Origin of the sequence: Pseudomonas sp. PGPPP1, assembly GCF_002255865.1 — a bacterium.
In the GTDB taxonomy this organism is placed as follows: Bacteria; Pseudomonadota; Gammaproteobacteria; order Pseudomonadales; family Pseudomonadaceae; genus Aquipseudomonas; species Aquipseudomonas cremoris.
Genome location: NZ_NKIG01000003.1, coordinates 142,634 through 160,327, shown reverse-complemented (window position 1 = coordinate 160,327; position 17,694 = coordinate 142,634). Strand labels below are relative to the sequence as shown.

Sequence of the window (17,694 nt, the reverse complement as noted above, 5' to 3'; positions counted from 1 at the left end):
GGGGCCAGCATATGCCCAGGGGCAACCCGAGCCGGGTGCAAAAACGACAGGGGAATTGCCGAAAGCGTCAATCCGCGACAAAGGGCATCAAGACACGTCTGACTCGCGGCTGTTCTTTGTCTTACGCTTGAGCCAGAATTCCGCATCACCTGATATGAGACGGCGCAATGAAATCGATTTTCCTGGCTTTGGCACTCATCGCAACCACCGCGCACGCGGCCGAAGACACCGACAGCACGCCGTGCGATGGCATTGAAAACGACAAGCAAACCCTGGAATGCGCCACTTACAACAGAACCACCGCCGAGCAACTGCTCAAAGATAACTATCAAGGCCTGCTGGAACGCACGGCCTCGACCTACGGCAGCGACAAGACCAAGCTCGCCGACATTACCGCTCGTCTGAAGGATGCCCAGCAGAAATGGGAAAAATTGCGCGACGCCGACTGCGCCGTAGACACCTTCCCAGCGGTGAATGGCACCAAGGCGTATGCGATTGCGCAGAATGACTGCCTGGCGCGGATGAGTGATGAGCGGTCGGAGTTTTTGGAGTCGATTGGCCAGGAATAAGCGACAATCCACGCCACTTTCTTTCTGAACCAAGGCCATTCATGACTATTTGCGGCATCGAAATCAAAGGCAGCGAAGCCATCATCGCTGTCGCCTCCCTGGACAACCAGGCGCTGAGCCACGTCGCCCTGGTCACCAAGAAAATCGCCCTGGACGATGACGATGAAGCAGCCAACGTCAAAGCCTTTGCCGCCCAGGTGAAGGCGTTTGTGCAAGCCAACGCCATCGAACGCATCGCCATCAAGAAACGCAGCAAAAAGGGCGAGTTCGCCGGCGGCCCAACCACGTTCAAGATTGAAGGCGTGTTTCAGTTGCTCGACGGTGTGGAGGTGACGCTGCTGTCGCCGCAGACGATCAATGCGCAGAACAAGAAGCACAACTTTGAGCTGCCGGCGACACTGAACAAGTATCAGCATGAGGCTTACAAAGCGGCATGCTCGGCCCTGCTAAAAAAATAAGCCACACCGAGTATCCAGTGTGGGAGCTGGCTTGCCTGCGATAGCATTCTTTCAGCCAACATATTCGGTGCCTGACACACCGCTATCGCAGGCAAGCCAGCTCCCACATTTGATCTGTGTCGCTCTCGAAATGCGGGTTCAAACCACCTCCCGTCGCCGGTCCTCCCGCGGACACTTCGCAAATCTCGCCCGGTAACTGCGGGTGAAATACGACGGCGACTCAAACCCGCAGGCAATGCTCACCTCCAGCACGCTCAGGTCGCTCTGGCGCAACAACTGTCGGGCTTTTTCCAGGCGCAGGCCGAGGTAGAAGTTGCTCGGGGTGTCGTTCAGGTGCAGGCGAAACAAGCGTTCCAACTGGCGGCGCGTGACTTTGATCGCTTCGGCCAGGGCCAGGGTGGTCAGGGGCGGCTCGGTGTGTTGTTCCATTTCGCCGATCACTTGCACCAATTTTTTGTTGTTGATGCCGTAGCGCGTGGCGATCTGCATGCGCTGGTGGTCTTTGCGTGGGCGGATGCGGCCGAGTACGAATTGTTCGGAAACCTGGATCGCAAGCTCAGGGCCGTGGGCCTGGGCGATCAGGTCGAGCATCAGGTCGATGGAGGCGGTGCCGCCGGCGCAGGTGATGCGGCGGCGGTCAATCTCGAAGAGTTCCTGGGTCACCGTGAGGTGCGGATAGGACTCCTTGAACGCATCGATGGCTTCCCAATGCAGGGTAAGCCTGTGGCCATCGAGCAATCCGGCTTCGGCAAGGACGCAGGCGCCGGTGTCGATGGCGCCGAGGGTGACGCCGTCGTGATCAAGGCGGCGCAGCCAGTGTTCCAGCGCCGGCGTGGCGAACTGCAAAGGCTCAAAGCCTGCGACCACCAATAATGTCGCGCCCTTTTTCAGCGGTTCCAACGCCGCATCGGCGTTGACCGACATGCCATTGCTCGCCAATACCGCGCCGCCATCGGCACTCAGCACATGCCAGCGGTACAACTCGCCACGAAAGCGGTTGGCCACCCGCAGCGGCTCAAGGGCGGAGATAAAGCCAATGGCCGAGAAGCCCGGCATCAGCAAAAAATAGAAATCCTGGGACATGGTGGCGCTCTCGTCAGGCGGGCAGCGTGGCACTGTGATACTCCCGTTCTCGGGTGGATTCAAGGGGGCAGGTCGCTGCAGTGCAAAAGCGGGTCGCCGCCGTGCGTTTTGTCACCCTCCAAGCTGCGTAACGTGGGGCCACGGTGCACAAAGACGCCGGAAACCACAATAACGACCTGCCGAGGGAACCACCATGAACCGACTGATCAGCCGCTGTGTGCTCGCACTCAGCGCCAGCGCCATTTTGAGCACAAACGTACTGGCCGCCGACGCGGCGTCTTGCCAGAACGTGCGCATGGGCGTGGTGAACTGGACCGACGTGATCGCCACCAGCGCCATGACCCAAGTGTTGCTCGACGGCCTCGGCTATAAGACCAAACAGACTAGCGCGTCCCAGCAAATCATCTTCGCCGGCATCCGCGACCAGCGCCTGGACTTGTTCCTCGGCTACTGGAACCCGCTGATGACCCAGACCATCACCCCGTTTGTCGATGCCAAGCAAGTCAAGGTCCTCGACAAACCGAGCCTGGAAGACGCGCGCGCCACCCTCGCCGTGCCGACTTACCTGGCGGACAAGGGCCTGAAAACCTTCGCCGATATCGCCAAGTTCGAAAAAGAGCTGGGCGGCAAGATCTATGGCATCGAGCCGGGCTCGGGCGCCAATACCCAGATCAAGGCGATGATCGCCAAGAACCAGTTCGGCCTGGGCAAGTTCCAGCTGGTCGAGTCCAGCGAAGCCGGCATGCTGGCCGCCGTTGACCGAGCCGTGCGCCGCAAGGAAGCCGTGGTGTTCTTCGGCTGGGCGCCGCACCCGATGAACGTCAACGTCGCCATGACCTACCTCACCGGCAGCGACGACGCCCTGGGCCCGAACGAAGGCATGGCCACCGTGTGGAGCGTGACCGCGCCGAACTACGCCGAGCAGTGCCCTAACGTGCACAAACTGCTGACCAACCTGACCTTCACCGCCGCCGATGAGAGCCGGATGATGCAGCCGCTGCTGGATCACAAGGACGCTATCGAGTCCGCCAAGCAGTGGCTCAAGGATCACCCACAAGACCAGCAGCGCTGGCTGGAAGGCGTGACCACCTTCGACGGCAAACCGGCTGCGGCCAACCTGCAACTGACCAGCAAATAACCTGATTCGAACCACCGTTTCGCAGTCGCTCCTGGCTGCGAACGGCACCCCTACGCCCGCCTGTAAGGAACCGCCTCATGAACCACGACGTCATCATCACCTGCGCACTCACCGGTGCTGGCGACACGACCAGCCGAAGCCCACACGTGCCGGTCACTCCCAAACAAATCGCCGCCGCTGCGGTAGAAGCCGCCAACGCCGGCGCCACCGTTGTGCACTGCCATGTACGCGACCCGCAAACCGGCAAGTTCAGCCGTGACGTCGCGCTGTACCGCGAAGTGATGGAGCGCATTCGCGAAGCCGACATCGACATCATCGTCAACCTCACCGCCGGCATGGGCGGCGACCTGGAGATCGGTGGCGGCGAAAACCCAATGGAGTTCGGCCCCAACACCGACTTGGTCGGCCCGCTGACCCGCCTGGCTCACGTCGAAGAATTACTGCCGGAAATCTGCACGCTGGATTGCGGCACTCTGAACTTCGGTGATGGCGACACCATTTACGTGTCCACCCCGGCCCAACTGCGTGCTGGCGCCAAGCGCATCCAGGAGCTGGGCGTGAAAGCCGAGCTGGAGATCTTCGACACCGGCCACCTGTGGTTTGCCAAGCAGATGATCAAGGAAGGCCTGCTGGACGACCCGCTGTTCCAACTGTGCCTGGGCATCCCATGGGGCGCACCGGCCGACACCACCACCATGAAAGCCATGGTCGACAACCTGCCAGCCGACGCCGTGTGGGCCGGGTTCGGCATCGGCCGCATGCAAATGCCAATGGCGGCGCAAGCAGTGCTGCTGGGCGGCAACGTGCGGGTGGGGCTGGAAGATAACTTGTGGCTGGACAAGGGCGTGCTGGCAACCAACGGGCAGTTGGTGGAACGCGCCAGTGAAATCCTCAGCCGCTTGGGTGCACGGGTCATGACCCCGGCTGAGGGGCGCATCAAGATGGGCCTGACTAAACGCGGATAAACATGTGGGAGCGGGCTTGCCCGCGATTGCGGTACACCCGCCACTGAATACATCACTGGTACACCGCTATCGCAGGCAAGCCAGCTCCCACATTTAGATTGGCTTCCACATTGAATCACTGAACCCCTTAGGAATGTCGCCATGAGCTTTATCACCGAAATCAAAACCTTCGCCGCCCTGGGCAGCGGTGTCATCGGCAGCGGCTGGGTATCCCGCGCCTTGGCCCACGGCCTGGATGTCGTCGCCTGGGACCCCGCGCCCGGTGCTGAAGCTGCCCTGCGCAAACGCGTCGCCAACGCCTGGGGCGCGCTGGAAAAACAAGGCCTGGCACCCGGTGCCTCCCAGGACCGCCTGCGCTTTGTCGCCACCATTGAAGAGTGCGTGAAAGACGCGGATTTCATCCAGGAAAGCGCTCCGGAACGCCTGGAGTTGAAACTGGAACTGCACAGCAAGATCAGCGCAGCGGCCAAGCCGAATGCGTTGATTGGCTCGAGCACCTCGGGCCTGTTGCCGAGTGAGTTCTACGAGGGCTCGACCCACCCTGAGCGCTGCGTGGTCGGCCACCCGTTCAACCCGGTTTACCTGCTGCCATTGGTGGAAGTCGTGGGCGGCAAGAACACCGCGCCAGAAGCCATTCAGGCAGCAATCAAGGTGTATGAATCCCTTGGCATGCGCCCGTTGCATGTACGCAAGGAAGTCCCTGGTTTTATTGCCGACCGCCTGCTGGAAGCGCTGTGGCGTGAGGCGCTGCACCTGGTGAACGACGGCGTGGCAACCACCGGTGAAATTGACGACGCCATCCGCTTTGGCGCAGGCCTGCGCTGGTCGTTCATGGGCACATTCCTGACCTACACCCTGGCGGGTGGGGATGCGGGCATGCGGCACTTCATGGCGCAATTTGGCCCGGCGTTGCAGCTGCCGTGGACCTACCTGCCGGCACCGGAGCTGACTGACAAGCTGATTGACGATGTGGTCGATGGCACCAGCGATCAACTGGGCACACACAGCATTTCGGCGCTGGAGCGCTATCGTGATGATTGCCTGCTGGCGGTGCTGGAGGCGGTGAAGACCACCAAGGCAAAACACGGTATGGCCTTCGCTGAATAACCGCTGTTGATCCCTGTGGGAGCTGGCTTGCCTGCGATAGCGATGCAAGATGCACTACCTCTAACGCAGGCAAGCCAGCTTCCACATTTTTAACCGAGTACTGACCATGCCTGCACTGACGACCTACACCACAGCCATCCAACCCGACTGGGTGGACTACAACGGCCACCTGCGCGATGCGTTCTACCTGCTGATCTTCAGCTACGCCACCGACGCCTTGATGGACACCCTCGGCCTCGACAGTGAGAACCGCGAAGCCAGCGGCCATTCACTGTTCACCCTGGAGCTGCACCTGAATTACCTGCACGAGGTAAAACTGGGTGCCGAAGTCGAGGTGCGCACTCAACTGATCGACCATGACGCCAAGCGCCTGCACCTCTACCACAGCCTGCATCTGGTGGGCGATGAAAAGGAGCTGGCGGGCAATGAGCAAATGCTGTTGCACGTTGATCTCGCTGGCCCGCAAGCAGCCCCGTTCACCGAGGCGACCCTGCAACGCCTCACCGCCATCACTGCCGAGCAAACCGACCTGCCGCGCCCTGCCCTGCTCGGCCGCGTCATCGGCATAAAAAAAGCCCCGATCAAGCCGTGACAGGATCGGGGCAGAGTGCTTTGTGTGAGCCTGACATCCCGAGGGTGACCAAACCTTCAAGTTGCTTGCTTAGGCTTCAGTGTGCCCATTACCGCCGTCGGTAAATGGCCCGAAAACGACATGCTCATAGCCATCTGAGGCATCCACGCAATCTGCCCTTGCCGACCCGTTGAGTGGCTACCAGAATCCCAGTCAAACCCCGCTCCCTTCACCAGGATAAACGTCATGATGCATGCGGATTTGATTGACCAGGATGACCTGCTGAGCCAACTGCGCTCGCTGGGTTTCGAGGTGTCCAGCGGTGCCACCGCCGAGCAGGCTTGCGAGTGCGCTGTACGCGGTTTGAGCGCGGCGCGGGCCAAGGCGCTCAAGGGCATGGTTGAACAGATGTACACCGGTAGCGCGACGATTTTGCCGGCTGTGCGTCAGGCGATCGACAAGCAGTTGTTGCCGGCTTTGGTGCAGTTCAAGCAGAACTCTGGGGCCTGATAGACCACTATCGCAGGCAAGCCAGCTCCCACATTTTGATGGGTGAACACCGGCCAATTGTGGGAGCTGGCTTGCCTGCGATGAGGGCCACTCGGTCTACAGCCTTACACTGGCAAATGTCGACTCATTGCGCGCCTGGCTCAACGCCGACAACGGCCCCGACAACGGTGACAACACCAGTGCCTGCGGAATCGGCATCATCGCCACCTGCTGCGTGGTATTGGAGCCCACACGCTCATCGCGCGGCGGAATGCCGAAGTATTCGCGGTAGCACTTGGAGAAGTGCGGCGTGGACACAAACCCGCACACCGACGCCACTTCAATGATCGACATCGGCGTTTGCTTGAGCAACTGCCGTGCACGGATCAGGCGCAGCTTGAGGTAGTAGCGCGACGGCGAGCAGTGCAGGTATTTCTGGAACAACCGCTCCAGTTGGCGACGCGACACGGCGACGTACACCGCCAGTTCGTCCAGGTCGATCGGCTCTTCCAGATTGGCCTCCATCAGCGCGACGATTTCCTGCAGCTTCGGCTGGTTGGTGCCGAGCATGTGCTTGAGCGGCACACGCTGGTGATCCTGTTCGTTGCGGATGCGTTCGTACACGAACATCTCGGAGATCGCCGCCGACAGTTCACGCCCGTGATCGCGGCTGATCAGGTGCAGCATCATGTCCAGCGGCGCGGTGCCACCGGAGCTGGTGAAACGGTTACGGTCAAGGGTAAACAGGCGGGTGCTCATGGCCACGCGCGGGAAGGCTTCCTGCATCGACGCCAGGCATTCCCAGTGCACGCTGCAATCAAAGCCGTCCAGCAAACCGGCGCAGGCCAGGGCCCAACTGCCGGTGCACACAGCGCCCAAACGGCGGGATTGACGCGCCTGGCTTTGCAGCCACGACACATGCTCACGGGTCACAGTCCGTTGGATACCCACGCCACCGCAGACGATCACGGTGTCCAGGGCCGGGGCTTTGTGCATGGAGGCATCGGGGGTGATTTGCAGACCGTCGCTGGCCCACACCTGGTTGCCGTCGACACTCAGGGTTGTCCAGCGATACAACTCGCGGCCGGACAGCTGATTGGCCATGCGCAGCGGTTCGACTGCGGAGGCCAGGGAAATCAGCGTGAAATTGTCCAGCAGCAAAAAGCCGATGGATTGAGGCGCACGGTTCTGGGGTTGGGCCCCGGAGTTGAACGACGTCATCGCGGTATCTCCTCACACAAAGCGGGTGATGGCCTCAGGCGAGGCTCTTGTTATTGCGCTCTTCATCCCAGCAAGGCGAGAGGCTTTGAAATTGATAGAGCAAATGCCATGCCTAAAATTGAATGGCCGTCCAATAACTCCTAAAAACGACCTTATGACGCGTCTATATAAGCCCGCGCGGGAAGTACGGGATATGCCTGGAAATGGACGTAGGAACAGCCCCACTCAAGGGGTGTGAGCAGATCGGTAGCACTTGTGGGAAGGCGCTTTGGGGGCGTAGGAGAAGTCTGTCACCGCTGGCACAGGTGACGGGTGGTTGGGCGGGAAATCGTTCGCAAGCTACTTATCTATTTGCGACGCGCCAAAAGGTGGCGCGTTTGGGTTGGGGTGTTCACTTTATGAGCAGTGTTGTCTGGACCATTGCTATCGCAGGCAAGCCAGCTCCCACAGTTGGAATGCTTTCCCCTGTGGGAGCTGGCTTGCCTGCGATGGCAGTGTCACTGACTCAACACTCAACGGCGCTAACCGCCAACCCACCCCGCGATGTCTCTTTGTACTTGTCGTGCATATCCGCGCCGGTATCGCGCATGGTGCGGATTACCCGGTCCAGGGAGATGAAATGCTGACCATCACCGCGTAGCGCCATCTGCGCCGCGTTGATCGCCTTCACCGCCGCAATCGCGTTGCGCTCGATGCACGGCACTTGCACCAACCCGCCCACCGGGTCGCAGGTGAGACCCAGGTTATGCTCCAAGCCGATCTCGGCGGCATTGCACAGTTGTTCCGGCGTGGCGCCAAGGATCTCGGCCAAGCCGGCAGCGGCCATGGCGCAGGCCGAACCCACTTCACCCTGGCAGCCGACTTCGGCACCGGAGATAGAGGCGTTCTTCTTGCACAGGATGCCCACCGCTGCTGCGCCGAGCAGGTAGTCGACGACATTGGCTTCGGTGACTTCTTCGCTGAACTTCATGAAGTAATGCAGCACCGCCGGAATAATCCCCGCAGCACCGTTGGTAGGCGCTGTGACCATGCGCCCACCCGCGGCGTTTTCTTCGTTGACCGCCAGGGCGAACAGGTTGACCCATTCCATGGCGCTCAAGGTCGAGCCGATCACATTGGGTTTGTTCAGTTCCTGCAAGCTGCGATGCAACTTGGCGGCGCGGCGCCTTACATTCAGGCCGCCGGGCAGGATGCCTTCGTGCTTGAGGCCCTGTTCCACGCAGTCTTGCATGGCGTGCCAAAGCTTCATCAGGCCGCTGCGGATTTCCTCTTCGCTGCGCCAGACCTTTTCATTGGCCAGCATCAACTCGGCGACGCGCAGGTTGTGGGTCTTGCACAACTGCAGCAGCTCTACCGCGCTGGAAAAATCATAGGGCAATACGGTGCGGTCCATATCGGCCACGCCGCTTTGCGCCTGGGCTTCATCCACCACAAAACCACCGCCCACCGAATAGTAGGTGTCGCGGTGCAGTTCGCCGTTATCGTCGAACACCACCAGGGTCATCGCATTGGGGTGAAACGGCAGGTTTTCGTCGAGCAGACGCATGTCCCGTGCCCATACAAACGGCACCGGCAAACGCCCATCCAACAGCAATGTGTCGGTCTCGCGCAGCGTGTGAATACGCAGGCCGATTTGTGACGGATCGATTGCGTCCGGCCACTCGCCCATCAGGCCCATGATGGTCGCAGTGTCGCTGCCGTGACCGATGCCGGTGGCCGACAGCGAGCCGTAAAGCTGAACTTCGACGCGCCGCACTTGTTCCAACAACTCACGCTCACGTAAACCTTGAACGAACAACGCCGCGGCGCGCATGGGGCCGACGGTGTGAGAACTCGAAGGCCCGATGCCGATCTTGAACAGGTCGAAAACGCTGATAGCCATTGCGGTAGAACTCCTCGATAAGCACGGCCAGGCTTGAACGAGGTGCTACGCTCAGATCGCCCAGATGGCGGCATCATCAGCCTTTTATCAGCCATCACGGCGTCTCACACCGACGCAACCATGCTCACTAACGCCGCTGCCGTACGAACGGGCGTTTTGGCCGTTTTTAGCGGTGCAGATGGGTAAAAACTGCAGTTTTGCCTTTGGAAAAATCTGTAAGCGACGTCACCGACACTGGATACGACCATCCCTGTACTGGATACGACGCCCCCTGTAGGCGTCAGATTTTCACTGGTACATGATCAGTCTCGACTCGTTTGCAAGGCACCGTGCCAGAGCTGTCGTCGCACACTCCAACCGCAACACTTATAAAGCGCGGCGAATGCCGCCAGAAAAAACACAGGAGTCTACCCCTATGAAAGGTTCACCCTCGTTGTTGTTGGCCGCCATGCTGAGTCTGCCAGTCCTGGCGAACGCTGCAGAACCGGCACAATGTCAGACCGTCAACTTCTCCGATGTCGGCTGGACCGACATCACCGTCACTACCGCGACCACCAGCGAAGTCCTCAAGGGCCTGGGCTACAAGCCACGCACCACGATGATTTCGGTACCGGTGACTTACAAGTCCCTGGCCGACGGCAAGAACATGGACATCTTCCTCGGCAACTGGATGCCGACCATGGAAAACGACATCAAGCAGTACCGTGATGCCGGCACCGTGGAAACCGTGCGCGCCAACCTGGAGAACGCCAAGTACACCCTGGCGGTCCCTGAAGCGCTGTACAACAAAGGCCTTAAAGACTTCGCCGATATCGCGAAATTCAAGGACGAACTCGGCGGCAAGATCTACGGTATCGAGCCGGGTAACGACGGCAACCGCACCATCCAGACTCTCATCGACAAAGACGCCTTCGGCCTGAAAACCGCTGGCTTCAAGGTGGTCGAATCCAGCGAAGCCGGGATGCTCTCGCAGGTGGAACGCGCCTCCAAACGCGACCAGGCCATCGTGTTCCTCGGCTGGGAACCGCACCCGATGAACACCCGCTTCAAGATGAAGTACCTGACCGGGGGTGACGATTCGTTTGGCCCCAACTACGGCCAGGCCACCATCTATACCAACGTGCGCAAGGGCTACACGCAAGAGTGCAGCAACGTTGGCCAACTGCTGAAAAACCTGTCGTTCACCCTGAACATGGAAAGCACCCTGATGGGTAAGGTCCTGGACGACAAACAGAAGCCTGACGTCGCCGCCAAGGCGTGGCTCAAGGCCAACCCGCAAGTGCTCGACACCTGGCTCGCCGGTGTCACCACCGTTGATGGCAAACCTGGACTGGACGCCGTAAAAGCCTACCTCGCCAAGTAATCCGTTGTCCCCGGGGCGGTGCGCTGCCCCGGGATGTTTTCCCTCTTCGCATGTGGACATTCACTACCATGCTGACTGAACAGAAAATCCCACTAGGCCAGTACATCGCTGCCTTCGTCGAATGGTTGACCCAACACGGCGCCAACTACTTCGACGCAATCGCATCGACCCTGGAAACGATGATCCACGGCGTGACGTTCGCGCTGACCTGGTTCAATCCGCTGGCATTGATCGGTCTGATTGCGCTGCTGGCTCACTTTATTCAACGCAAATGGGGCCTGACCGTGTTTGTCATCGCCTCCTTCCTGCTGATCCTGAACCTGGGGTACTGGCAGGAAACCATGGAGACCCTGGCGCAAGTGCTGTTCGCCACCCTGGTCTGCGTGGTCATCGGTGTGCCGCTGGGCATTGTTGCCGCGCACAAACCGTTGTTCTACACCATGATGCGGCCGGTGCTCGATCTGATGCAGACCGTACCGACCTTCGTCTACCTCATCCCTACCCTGACCCTCTTCGGGCTGGGTGTGGTGCCTGGGTTGATTTCCACGGTGGTGTTCGCGATTGCCGCGCCGATCCGCCTGACCTACCTGGGTATCCGAGACGTTCCCCAAGAGCTGCTCGACGCCGGCAAAGCCTTCGGCTGCTCGCGCCGTCAGTTGCTCTCGCGCATTGAACTGCCCCACGCCATGCCGAGCATCGCTGCCGGTATTACCCAATGCATCATGCTGTCGCTGTCGATGGTGGTGATCGCGGCCCTGGTGGGCGCCGACGGCCTCGGTAAACCCGTGGTCAACGCGCTCAACACCGCTGACATTGCCCTGGGCTTTGAAGCGGGCCTGGCAATCGTCTTGCTGGCCATCATGCTCGACCGCATCTGCAAACAACCCGACGCCAAAGTAGGGGGTGATGCATGAGCATTATCCGATTCGACAAGGTCGACGTGATCTTCTCCAAAGACCCACGCGAAGCGCTCAAGCTGCTGGACCAGGGCATGAGCCGTAACGAGATCCTGAAAAAAACCGGGCAGATTGTCGGCGTTGAAAAAGCCAGCCTGGATATCGAGAAAGGCGAGATCTGCGTGCTGATGGGCCTGTCGGGCTCCGGCAAGTCGAGCTTGCTGCGTTGCATCAACGGTCTCAACACCGTCAGCCGTGGGCAGCTGTTTGTGGAGCATGAAGGTCGCCAGATCGACATCGCGTCCTGCACGCCCGCCGAGCTGAAAATGATGCGCACCAAGCGTATCGCCATGGTGTTCCAGAAGTTCGCCCTGATGCCGTGGCTGACGGTGCGCGAAAACATCAGCTTCGGCCTGGAGATGCAGGGCCGCCCGGAGAAAGACCGCCGCAAGCTGGTGGATGAAAAGCTTGAGCTGGTGGGCCTGACCCAATGGCGTAACAAGAAGCCCGACGAGCTGTCCGGCGGCATGCAGCAGCGTGTCGGCCTGGCCCGTGCGCTGGCGATGGACGCCGACATTTTGCTGATGGACGAACCCTTCTCGGCCCTCGACCCGCTGATCCGCCAAGGCCTGCAGGACGAGTTGCTGGAACTGCAACGCAAGCTGAGCAAGACCATCGTTTTCGTGAGCCACGACCTTGATGAAGCCCTCAAGCTGGGCAGCCGAATCGCAATCATGAAAGACGGCAAGATCATCCAGTACAGCGTGCCGGAAGAGATCGTGCTGAACCCGGCGGACGACTACGTGCGCACCTTCGTCGCCCACACCAACCCGCTGAACGTACTGTGCGGTCGCAGCCTGATGCGCACCCTGGACAACTGCAAGCGCGTCAACGGTTCGGTGTGCCTGGACCCAGGTGGCGACTCGTGGCTGGACCTGGCCGAAGGCAACACCATCAAGGGTGCTCGCCAGAATGGCGCAGTGATGAACTTGCAGAACTGGGCACCGGGACAAGCGGTGGAAGGTTTGGGCCGGTTACCGACGCTGGTGGATTCGAATATCGGCATGCGTGATGCGTTGCAGATTCGGTATCACACCGGGAATAAGTTGGTGTTGCATGACAACAACCAGGTGGTGGGGATCTTGGGAGACAGTGAGCTTTACCACGCCCTGCTAGGCAAAAACCTGGGCTAGCCACAAACCCCACTGGAGAAACGGGGTCCAGGTGGGAGCTGGCTTGCCTGCGATAGCTGTAGTGAATTCACCAAAGCTATCGCAGGCAAGCCAGCTCCCACATTTGGTCTCTATTTTGACAGTGAGGAAAGCGGCGCCAGTGAGGGCGCCGCTTGCTTCAACTATCAGCTATAGACCCGGCCAAGGAGCTGCCGATGGCTTTCAAACTGATCGAGCACGTCCCGGGTGATCTGTTCCTGGGCAAAGCCCATCAGGTCGTATTCCTGAGGACCGTTGTGCAGGTAGACCTCGGCCCGGTAGTAACGGGTGCGCTCTTCCTCGGGCAGGTCAGTCGGTGCCGACGAGTAAGCATCCAGGCTCACTTCGTAGACAAACGGGTTGCCCTCTTCCATCTCGATGCGCACACCGATGCAGCGCTTGGATTTACCGAGCAAGGTCTGCACTTCCAGCCCCTGGTCACGCAGCGCAACAGCCGCCTCTTCCAACGCCGGCGTTACGTGCTTGTCCATGAAACGCTGCACCGTGCCCTGGCTCGGTTGCAGGTCCAGCGCGGTCAAGCGCTCGCTGAAACCACGACGGCCACGCTCGGCCAGTTGCGCCTGCTCCTGTTCGATGGCCACGTCTTGGCGCATCGCCTTGTGCAAACCGAACATGAAGAAGATCAACACCACCGAGAACGGCAGCCCCGCCAGCACCACCATGGTTTGCATGGCTTCGAAGTTGCCGGCAAACAGCAGGCCGATGGTCACCAGGGTGATCACCGCCGACCAGAAGATCCGCAGCCAGTGCGGCGCATCTTCGTCCACGTTGCCGCCTTTGCAGGAAAGATTGGCCATCATCACCGCGCCGGAATCCGCCGGGGTCAGGAACAGCACGAAGCCCACAAAGATCGACACGCCGATGACGATTTTCGACGCCGGGTAATGCTCAAGCAGTTGGTAGATGGCCATCGACGGCTGTTCCAGCGCCGTCTTGCCCAACTCCACCGCACCGTGGTTGAGCACCAGGTCCAGGGCAGAGTTGCCGAAGATCGACAGCCACGCCAGGGTGAAGCCCAGCGGAATCAACAACACGCCCGCCACCAGTTCACGCACGGTGCGACCACGGGAAATACGCGCGATGAACATGCCCACGAATGGGGCCCAGGAAATCCACCACGCCCAGTAGAACAGGGTCCACAGGCCCATCCAGCGTTCGGTCTTGTCGGCGTCGCCTTCGTACACATACAGGTCGAAAGTTTTCAGCACGATCCCGTTGAGGTAGTCACCGGTGTTCTGCACCAAGCCGTTGAGCAAATGCAGGGTCGGGCCAAACAGCAGCACAAAGATCAGCAGGCCGCTGAACAGCACGATGTTGAGGTTGGACAGACGGCGAATGCCGTTCTCCACACCCGACACGGCGGCGATGGTCGCCACGGTGCTCATCACGATGATCACGATCAGCAGGTTGGTGTTGCTGTGCTCCATGCCGAACAGGTTTTCAAGCCCGGACGACACTTGCATCGAACCAATCCCCAGGTTCGTCACCAGACCCAGCAGCGTCACGAACATGCCAAAACCGTCCACCGCGTGGCCGGCCGCGCCTTTCACCCAACGCTCGCCCACCAGCGGGTACAGCGCCGAACGCAAGGCCAGCGGCTGGTTATGGCGGTACGCAAAGTACGCCACGGCCAGGCCGACCAGGGCGTAGATCGCCCAGCCGTGCAGGCCCCAGTGCAGGAAGGTCAGTTGCAGCGCCTGGCGGGCGGCGCCATTGCTGGCGGGTGCGCCTTCAGGCGGGTTGAAGTAGTGGTCCAACGGCTCCGATGCACCGAAGTACAGCAGCGAGATGCCGATGCCCGACGAGAACAGCATGCCGGCCCAGGCGCCGTAGCTGAAGTCCGGGGTGTCGTCCTTGCTGCCCAGTTTCAGCTTGCCGTACGAGGAAAACGCCAGGCCCACCACGAACACGAGGTAGGCGGCGATGACCACCATGTAGTACCAGCCGAAGCTTTTCGAAAGCCACGCCTGTGCGACGCCGAGCATGCGCCCGGCCTCCTGCGGGGCGATGATCAGAATGGCAGTCAACAACAGAATCAACGCGGTGGAGGTGTAGAACACCCAACCGTTGACCCGCACCTTTTCTGGCGGGGTCTTTATAAGAGAGGCAGAACTCATGGCGCAGATGCTCCGGGCAGTGCGAGAGAGAAACACAAGGCAGCGGTTATCCCGGGACATCGCTTTATGGGCAGGCGACGGACGGGTGTTATAAAGACACCCCGAAAAACCTTGCCCCCCTACCGAACCAGTAGATAGGGCGTTTCAAGGGTTTTTGCAGGTGTCATTTGTCGCGGCTCCCAGGTAGGAAACATCTGTAGGCAGCGACCATTTGTCGCAGATCTTATTCTTTGTTGATTGAACGTTCAATCAAAACAAAATAGACTGGCCATCAAGCCGACGGACGTTCATCGCCTGTCGGCAGGCCTAAGGAGAGGTGCTACATGCCCAAGGTCGGTATGCAACCCATACGCCGCCAGCAATTGATCGAGGCCACTTTGACGGCCATCGATCAGGTCGGAATGGGAGATGCCAGCATTGCGCTGATCGCCCGTTTGGCCGGCGTCTCGAACGGCATCATCAGTCACTACTTTCAGGACAAGAACGGCCTGATCGCAGCGACCATGCGGTACTTGATGAATGTGCTGATCGAGAACGTCCACGAACGCAGGCTGGCCCTTACGGACGACAGCCCACGTGCGCACCTTCAGGTGATCATCGAGGGCAACTTCGACGCCAGCCAGGTCAACGGCCCGGCTATGAAAACCTGGCTGGCCTTCTGGGCCACCAGCATGCATCACCCGTCATTGCACCGGTTGCAGCGGATCAACGATCAACGTCTGTATTCCAACCTGTGCTGCCAGTTCCGCCGAGTGCTGCCGCTGCCGCACGCACGCAAAGCAGCCCGAGGCCTGGCGGCCCTGATCGACGGTTTATGGTTGCGCGGCGCCCTGTCGGGAGACGCTTTCGACACGGCACAGGCGCAACGGATCGCTTACGAATACATGGATTTCCAATTGGCCAAGCAGGTGAGTTAGAGCACACATAACCGCTCAACCCCTGAACTGCTGTCGCTCAGTGTTGCCACACCCTTATGGCCCACTGTTCGGCGGTTAACGCCAACCACTTATGCACTTGCGAGGACTTTATGGCCCGTTTCGACCTGCAAAAACTCTACATTGACGGCGGCTACAGCGACGCTGGCAGCGATGCCACTTTCGACGCCATCAACCCGGCTAACGGTGAAGTTCTCGCCCAAGTGCAACGTGCTACTAAAGAAGACGTTGAACGCGCCGTGGTCAGCGCCGAAAAAGGCCAGAAAATCTGGGCCGCCATGACCGCCATGGAGCGTTCGCGCATCCTGCGTCGTGCCGTCGACATCCTGCGCGAGCGCAACGATGAACTGGCCGCCCTGGAAACCCTGGACACCGGCAAGTCGTTCTCCGAAACCAAATACGTCGACATCGTCACCGGCGCCGACGTGCTGGAATACTACGCAGGCCTGGTGCCAGCCATCGAAGGCGAGCAGATCCCACTGCGCGACACGTCGTTCGTCTACACCCGCCGCGAGCCGCTGGGCGTTGTCGCCGGTATCGGCGCATGGAACTACCCGATCCAGATCGCCCTGTGGAAATCCGCGCCAGCCCTGGCCGCCGGTAACGCAATGATCTTCAAGCCAAGCGAAGTCACCTCGCTGACCACCCTGAAACTGGCCGAGATCTACACCGAAGCCGGCGTACCGGCTGGCGTGTTCAACGTATTGACCGGCAGTGGCCGTGAAGTTGGCACCTGGCTGACCGAGCACCCGCGCATCGAGAAAGTCTCGTTCACTGGCGGCACCGACACCGGCAAGAAAGTCATGGCCAGCGCGTCGAGCTCTTCGCTCAAAGACGTGACCATGGAACTGGGCGGCAAGTCCCCGCTGATCATCTTCGACGACGCCGACCTGGATCGCGCCGCCGACACCGCGATGATGGCCAACTTCTACAGCTCCGGCCAGGTCTGCACCAACGGCACCCGCGTGTTCGTGCCCAAGCACCTGCAAGCGGCGTTCGAAGCCAAGATCGTTGAGCGTGTTGCGCGCATTCGCGTGGGCAACCCAGAAGATGAAAACACCAACTTCGGCCCGCTGGTCAGCTTTGCCCACATGGAAAGCGTGCTGGGCTACATCGCCAAGGGCAAAGAGCAAGGCGCACGCCTGCTGTGCGGCGGCGACCGTCTGACCGATGGCGACTTCGCCAAAGGCGCCTTCGTGGCCCCAACGGTGTTCACCGACTGCACCGACGACATGGTCATCGTGCGTGAAGAGATCTTCGGCCCAGTGATGAGCATCCTCACCTACGAGACCGAAGAAGAAGTGATCCGCCGCGCCAACGACACCGACTTCGGCCTGGCCGCAGGTCTTGTGACCAAGGACCTGAACCGCGCCCACCGCGTGATTCATCAGCTGGAAGCGGGTATCTGCTGGATCAACGCCTGGGGCGAGTCCGACGCGAAGATGCCGGTCGGTGGCTACAAGCAATCGGGTGTGGGCCGTGAGAACGGCATCAGCTCGCTGAACAACTTCACCCGCATCAAATCGGTACAGGTTGAGCTGGGCGATTACGCCTCGGTGTTCTAACACCCCGAGCCCTGTATTGCCTGTGAGTGCCCTATCGCAGGCAAGCCAGCTCCCACATTTGGAATGCATTCCCCTGTGGGAGCCGGGCTTGCCCGCGATGAGG

16 protein-coding genes are annotated in these 17,694 nt (G+C 60.2%); 12 read left to right on the top strand and 4 right to left on the bottom strand.

Going from position 1 to position 17,694, the window contains the following annotated elements:
- The first annotated feature begins 167 nt into the window (after positions 1-167).
- Positions 168-569, top strand: a complete 402-nt coding sequence (locus tag CFE47_RS07130) for a lysozyme inhibitor LprI family protein (RefSeq protein ID WP_286836078.1) — start codon at positions 168-170, stop codon at positions 567-569.
- 41 nt (positions 570-610) lie between these two features.
- Positions 611-1,027, top strand: coding sequence for a DUF3010 family protein (locus CFE47_RS07125; protein ID WP_286836077.1), 417 nt, complete (start codon positions 611-613; stop codon positions 1,025-1,027).
- Positions 1,028-1,165: 138 nt separating this feature from the next.
- Here the strand turns inward: CFE47_RS07125 and CFE47_RS07120 are convergent, their stop codons facing one another.
- Complete coding sequence (locus CFE47_RS07120; RefSeq protein WP_286836076.1) at positions 1,166-2,110, bottom strand: GlxA family transcriptional regulator; 945 nt, start codon at positions 2,108-2,110, stop codon at positions 1,166-1,168.
- A 193-nt stretch (positions 2,111-2,303) separates the two neighbouring features.
- Between CFE47_RS07120 and CFE47_RS07115 the strand changes: the two genes are divergently transcribed.
- The 5 genes from CFE47_RS07115 to CFE47_RS07095 all read left to right on the top strand — a co-directional run bounded on the left by CFE47_RS07115 (position 2,304) and on the right by CFE47_RS07095 (position 6,401).
- Positions 2,304-3,248, top strand: a complete 945-nt coding sequence (locus CFE47_RS07115) for a choline ABC transporter substrate-binding protein (RefSeq protein ID WP_286836075.1) — start codon at positions 2,304-2,306, stop codon at positions 3,246-3,248.
- Positions 3,249-3,325: 77 nt separating this feature from the next.
- Positions 3,326-4,213, top strand: a complete 888-nt coding sequence (cdhC, locus tag CFE47_RS07110; protein ID WP_286836074.1) for a 3-dehydrocarnitine:acetyl-CoA trimethylamine transferase CdhC — start codon at positions 3,326-3,328, stop codon at positions 4,211-4,213.
- Between the two features lie 141 nt (positions 4,214-4,354).
- Entirely contained in the window at positions 4,355-5,320 is a 966-nt protein-coding gene (locus tag CFE47_RS07105; protein WP_286836073.1) for an L-carnitine dehydrogenase, read from the top strand.
- A 106-nt stretch (positions 5,321-5,426) separates the two neighbouring features.
- Entirely contained in the window at positions 5,427-5,912 is a 486-nt protein-coding gene (locus tag CFE47_RS07100) for a thioesterase family protein (protein WP_286836072.1), read from the top strand.
- A 225-nt stretch (positions 5,913-6,137) separates the two neighbouring features.
- On the top strand, positions 6,138-6,401 hold the full coding sequence (locus CFE47_RS07095; RefSeq protein ID WP_105697784.1) for a hypothetical protein: 264 nt from the start codon (positions 6,138-6,140) through the stop codon (positions 6,399-6,401).
- 96 nt (positions 6,402-6,497) lie between these two features.
- Here CFE47_RS07095 and gbdR read toward each other — a convergent pair whose 3' ends face one another.
- Together gbdR and CFE47_RS07085 are read right to left on the bottom strand one after the other, a co-directional pair.
- A complete protein-coding gene (gene gbdR, locus CFE47_RS07090) occupies positions 6,498-7,601 on the bottom strand; it encodes a choline metabolism transcriptional regulator GbdR (RefSeq protein WP_003216915.1) in 1,104 nt (367 codons plus the stop codon).
- A gap of 505 nt (positions 7,602-8,106) precedes the next feature.
- Positions 8,107-9,483 carry an L-serine ammonia-lyase gene (locus tag CFE47_RS07085; RefSeq protein ID WP_185709204.1) on the bottom strand — a complete coding sequence of 459 codons (1,377 nt, stop codon included), beginning with the start codon at positions 9,481-9,483 and terminating at the stop codon, positions 8,107-8,109.
- A 415-nt stretch (positions 9,484-9,898) separates the two neighbouring features.
- On the opposite strand from CFE47_RS07085, the gene CFE47_RS07080 reads away from it, so the two are divergent.
- The 3 genes from CFE47_RS07080 to choV all read left to right on the top strand — a co-directional run bounded on the left by CFE47_RS07080 (position 9,899) and on the right by choV (position 12,935).
- Positions 9,899-10,846 carry a choline ABC transporter substrate-binding protein gene (locus CFE47_RS07080; RefSeq protein ID WP_185709203.1) on the top strand — a complete coding sequence of 316 codons (948 nt, stop codon included), beginning with the start codon at positions 9,899-9,901 and terminating at the stop codon, positions 10,844-10,846.
- Positions 10,847-10,914: 68 nt separating this feature from the next.
- The gene (gene choW, locus CFE47_RS07075; protein WP_017735985.1) at positions 10,915-11,760 is read left to right on the top strand and encodes a choline ABC transporter permease subunit; all 846 of its coding nucleotides are present in this window, start codon (positions 10,915-10,917) and stop codon (positions 11,758-11,760) included.
- Entirely contained in the window at positions 11,757-12,935 is a 1,179-nt protein-coding gene (gene choV, locus CFE47_RS07070; RefSeq protein WP_058426626.1) for a choline ABC transporter ATP-binding protein, read from the top strand. The genes choW and choV overlap by 4 nt, the downstream gene beginning before the upstream one ends.
- Before the next feature lie 164 nt (positions 12,936-13,099).
- Here choV and CFE47_RS07065 read toward each other — a convergent pair whose 3' ends face one another.
- A complete protein-coding gene (locus CFE47_RS07065) occupies positions 13,100-15,034 on the bottom strand; it encodes a BCCT family transporter (RefSeq protein ID WP_286836148.1) in 1,935 nt (644 codons plus the stop codon).
- A gap of 380 nt (positions 15,035-15,414) precedes the next feature.
- Here CFE47_RS07065 and betI point away from each other — a divergent pair, with 380 nt between their 5' ends.
- Both betI and betB read left to right on the top strand, forming a co-directional pair.
- A complete protein-coding gene (betI, locus tag CFE47_RS07060) occupies positions 15,415-16,008 on the top strand; it encodes a transcriptional regulator BetI (protein WP_185709201.1) in 594 nt (197 codons plus the stop codon).
- A gap of 110 nt (positions 16,009-16,118) precedes the next feature.
- Positions 16,119-17,591 carry a betaine-aldehyde dehydrogenase gene (gene betB / locus CFE47_RS07055; RefSeq protein ID WP_122729546.1) on the top strand — a complete coding sequence of 491 codons (1,473 nt, stop codon included), beginning with the start codon at positions 16,119-16,121 and terminating at the stop codon, positions 17,589-17,591.
- Positions 17,592-17,694 lie beyond the last annotated feature (103 nt).

Coding starts and splice junctions, on each gene's coding strand:
- betB (WP_122729546.1), top strand. CDS start 16,119: ATGGCCCGTTTCGACCTGCAAAAACTCTACATTGACGGCGGCTACAGC.
- cdhC (WP_286836074.1), top strand. CDS start 3,326: ATGAACCACGACGTCATCATCACCTGCGCACTCACCGGTGCTGGCGAC.
- CFE47_RS07120 (WP_286836076.1), bottom strand. CDS start 2,110: ATGTCCCAGGATTTCTATTTTTTGCTGATGCCGGGCTTCTCGGCCATT.
- betI (WP_185709201.1), top strand. CDS start 15,415: ATGCCCAAGGTCGGTATGCAACCCATACGCCGCCAGCAATTGATCGAG.
- choV (WP_058426626.1), top strand. CDS start 11,757: ATGAGCATTATCCGATTCGACAAGGTCGACGTGATCTTCTCCAAAGAC.
- CFE47_RS07095 (WP_105697784.1), top strand. CDS start 6,138: ATGATGCATGCGGATTTGATTGACCAGGATGACCTGCTGAGCCAACTG.
- gbdR (WP_003216915.1), bottom strand. CDS start 7,601: ATGACGTCGTTCAACTCCGGGGCCCAACCCCAGAACCGTGCGCCTCAA.
- CFE47_RS07100 (WP_286836072.1), top strand. CDS start 5,427: ATGCCTGCACTGACGACCTACACCACAGCCATCCAACCCGACTGGGTG.
- CFE47_RS07085 (WP_185709204.1), bottom strand. CDS start 9,483: ATGGCTATCAGCGTTTTCGACCTGTTCAAGATCGGCATCGGGCCTTCG.
- CFE47_RS07105 (WP_286836073.1), top strand. CDS start 4,355: ATGAGCTTTATCACCGAAATCAAAACCTTCGCCGCCCTGGGCAGCGGT.
- CFE47_RS07125 (WP_286836077.1), top strand. CDS start 611: ATGACTATTTGCGGCATCGAAATCAAAGGCAGCGAAGCCATCATCGCT.
- CFE47_RS07080 (WP_185709203.1), top strand. CDS start 9,899: ATGAAAGGTTCACCCTCGTTGTTGTTGGCCGCCATGCTGAGTCTGCCA.
- choW (WP_017735985.1), top strand. CDS start 10,915: ATGCTGACTGAACAGAAAATCCCACTAGGCCAGTACATCGCTGCCTTC.
- CFE47_RS07115 (WP_286836075.1), top strand. CDS start 2,304: ATGAACCGACTGATCAGCCGCTGTGTGCTCGCACTCAGCGCCAGCGCC.
- CFE47_RS07130 (WP_286836078.1), top strand. CDS start 168: ATGAAATCGATTTTCCTGGCTTTGGCACTCATCGCAACCACCGCGCAC.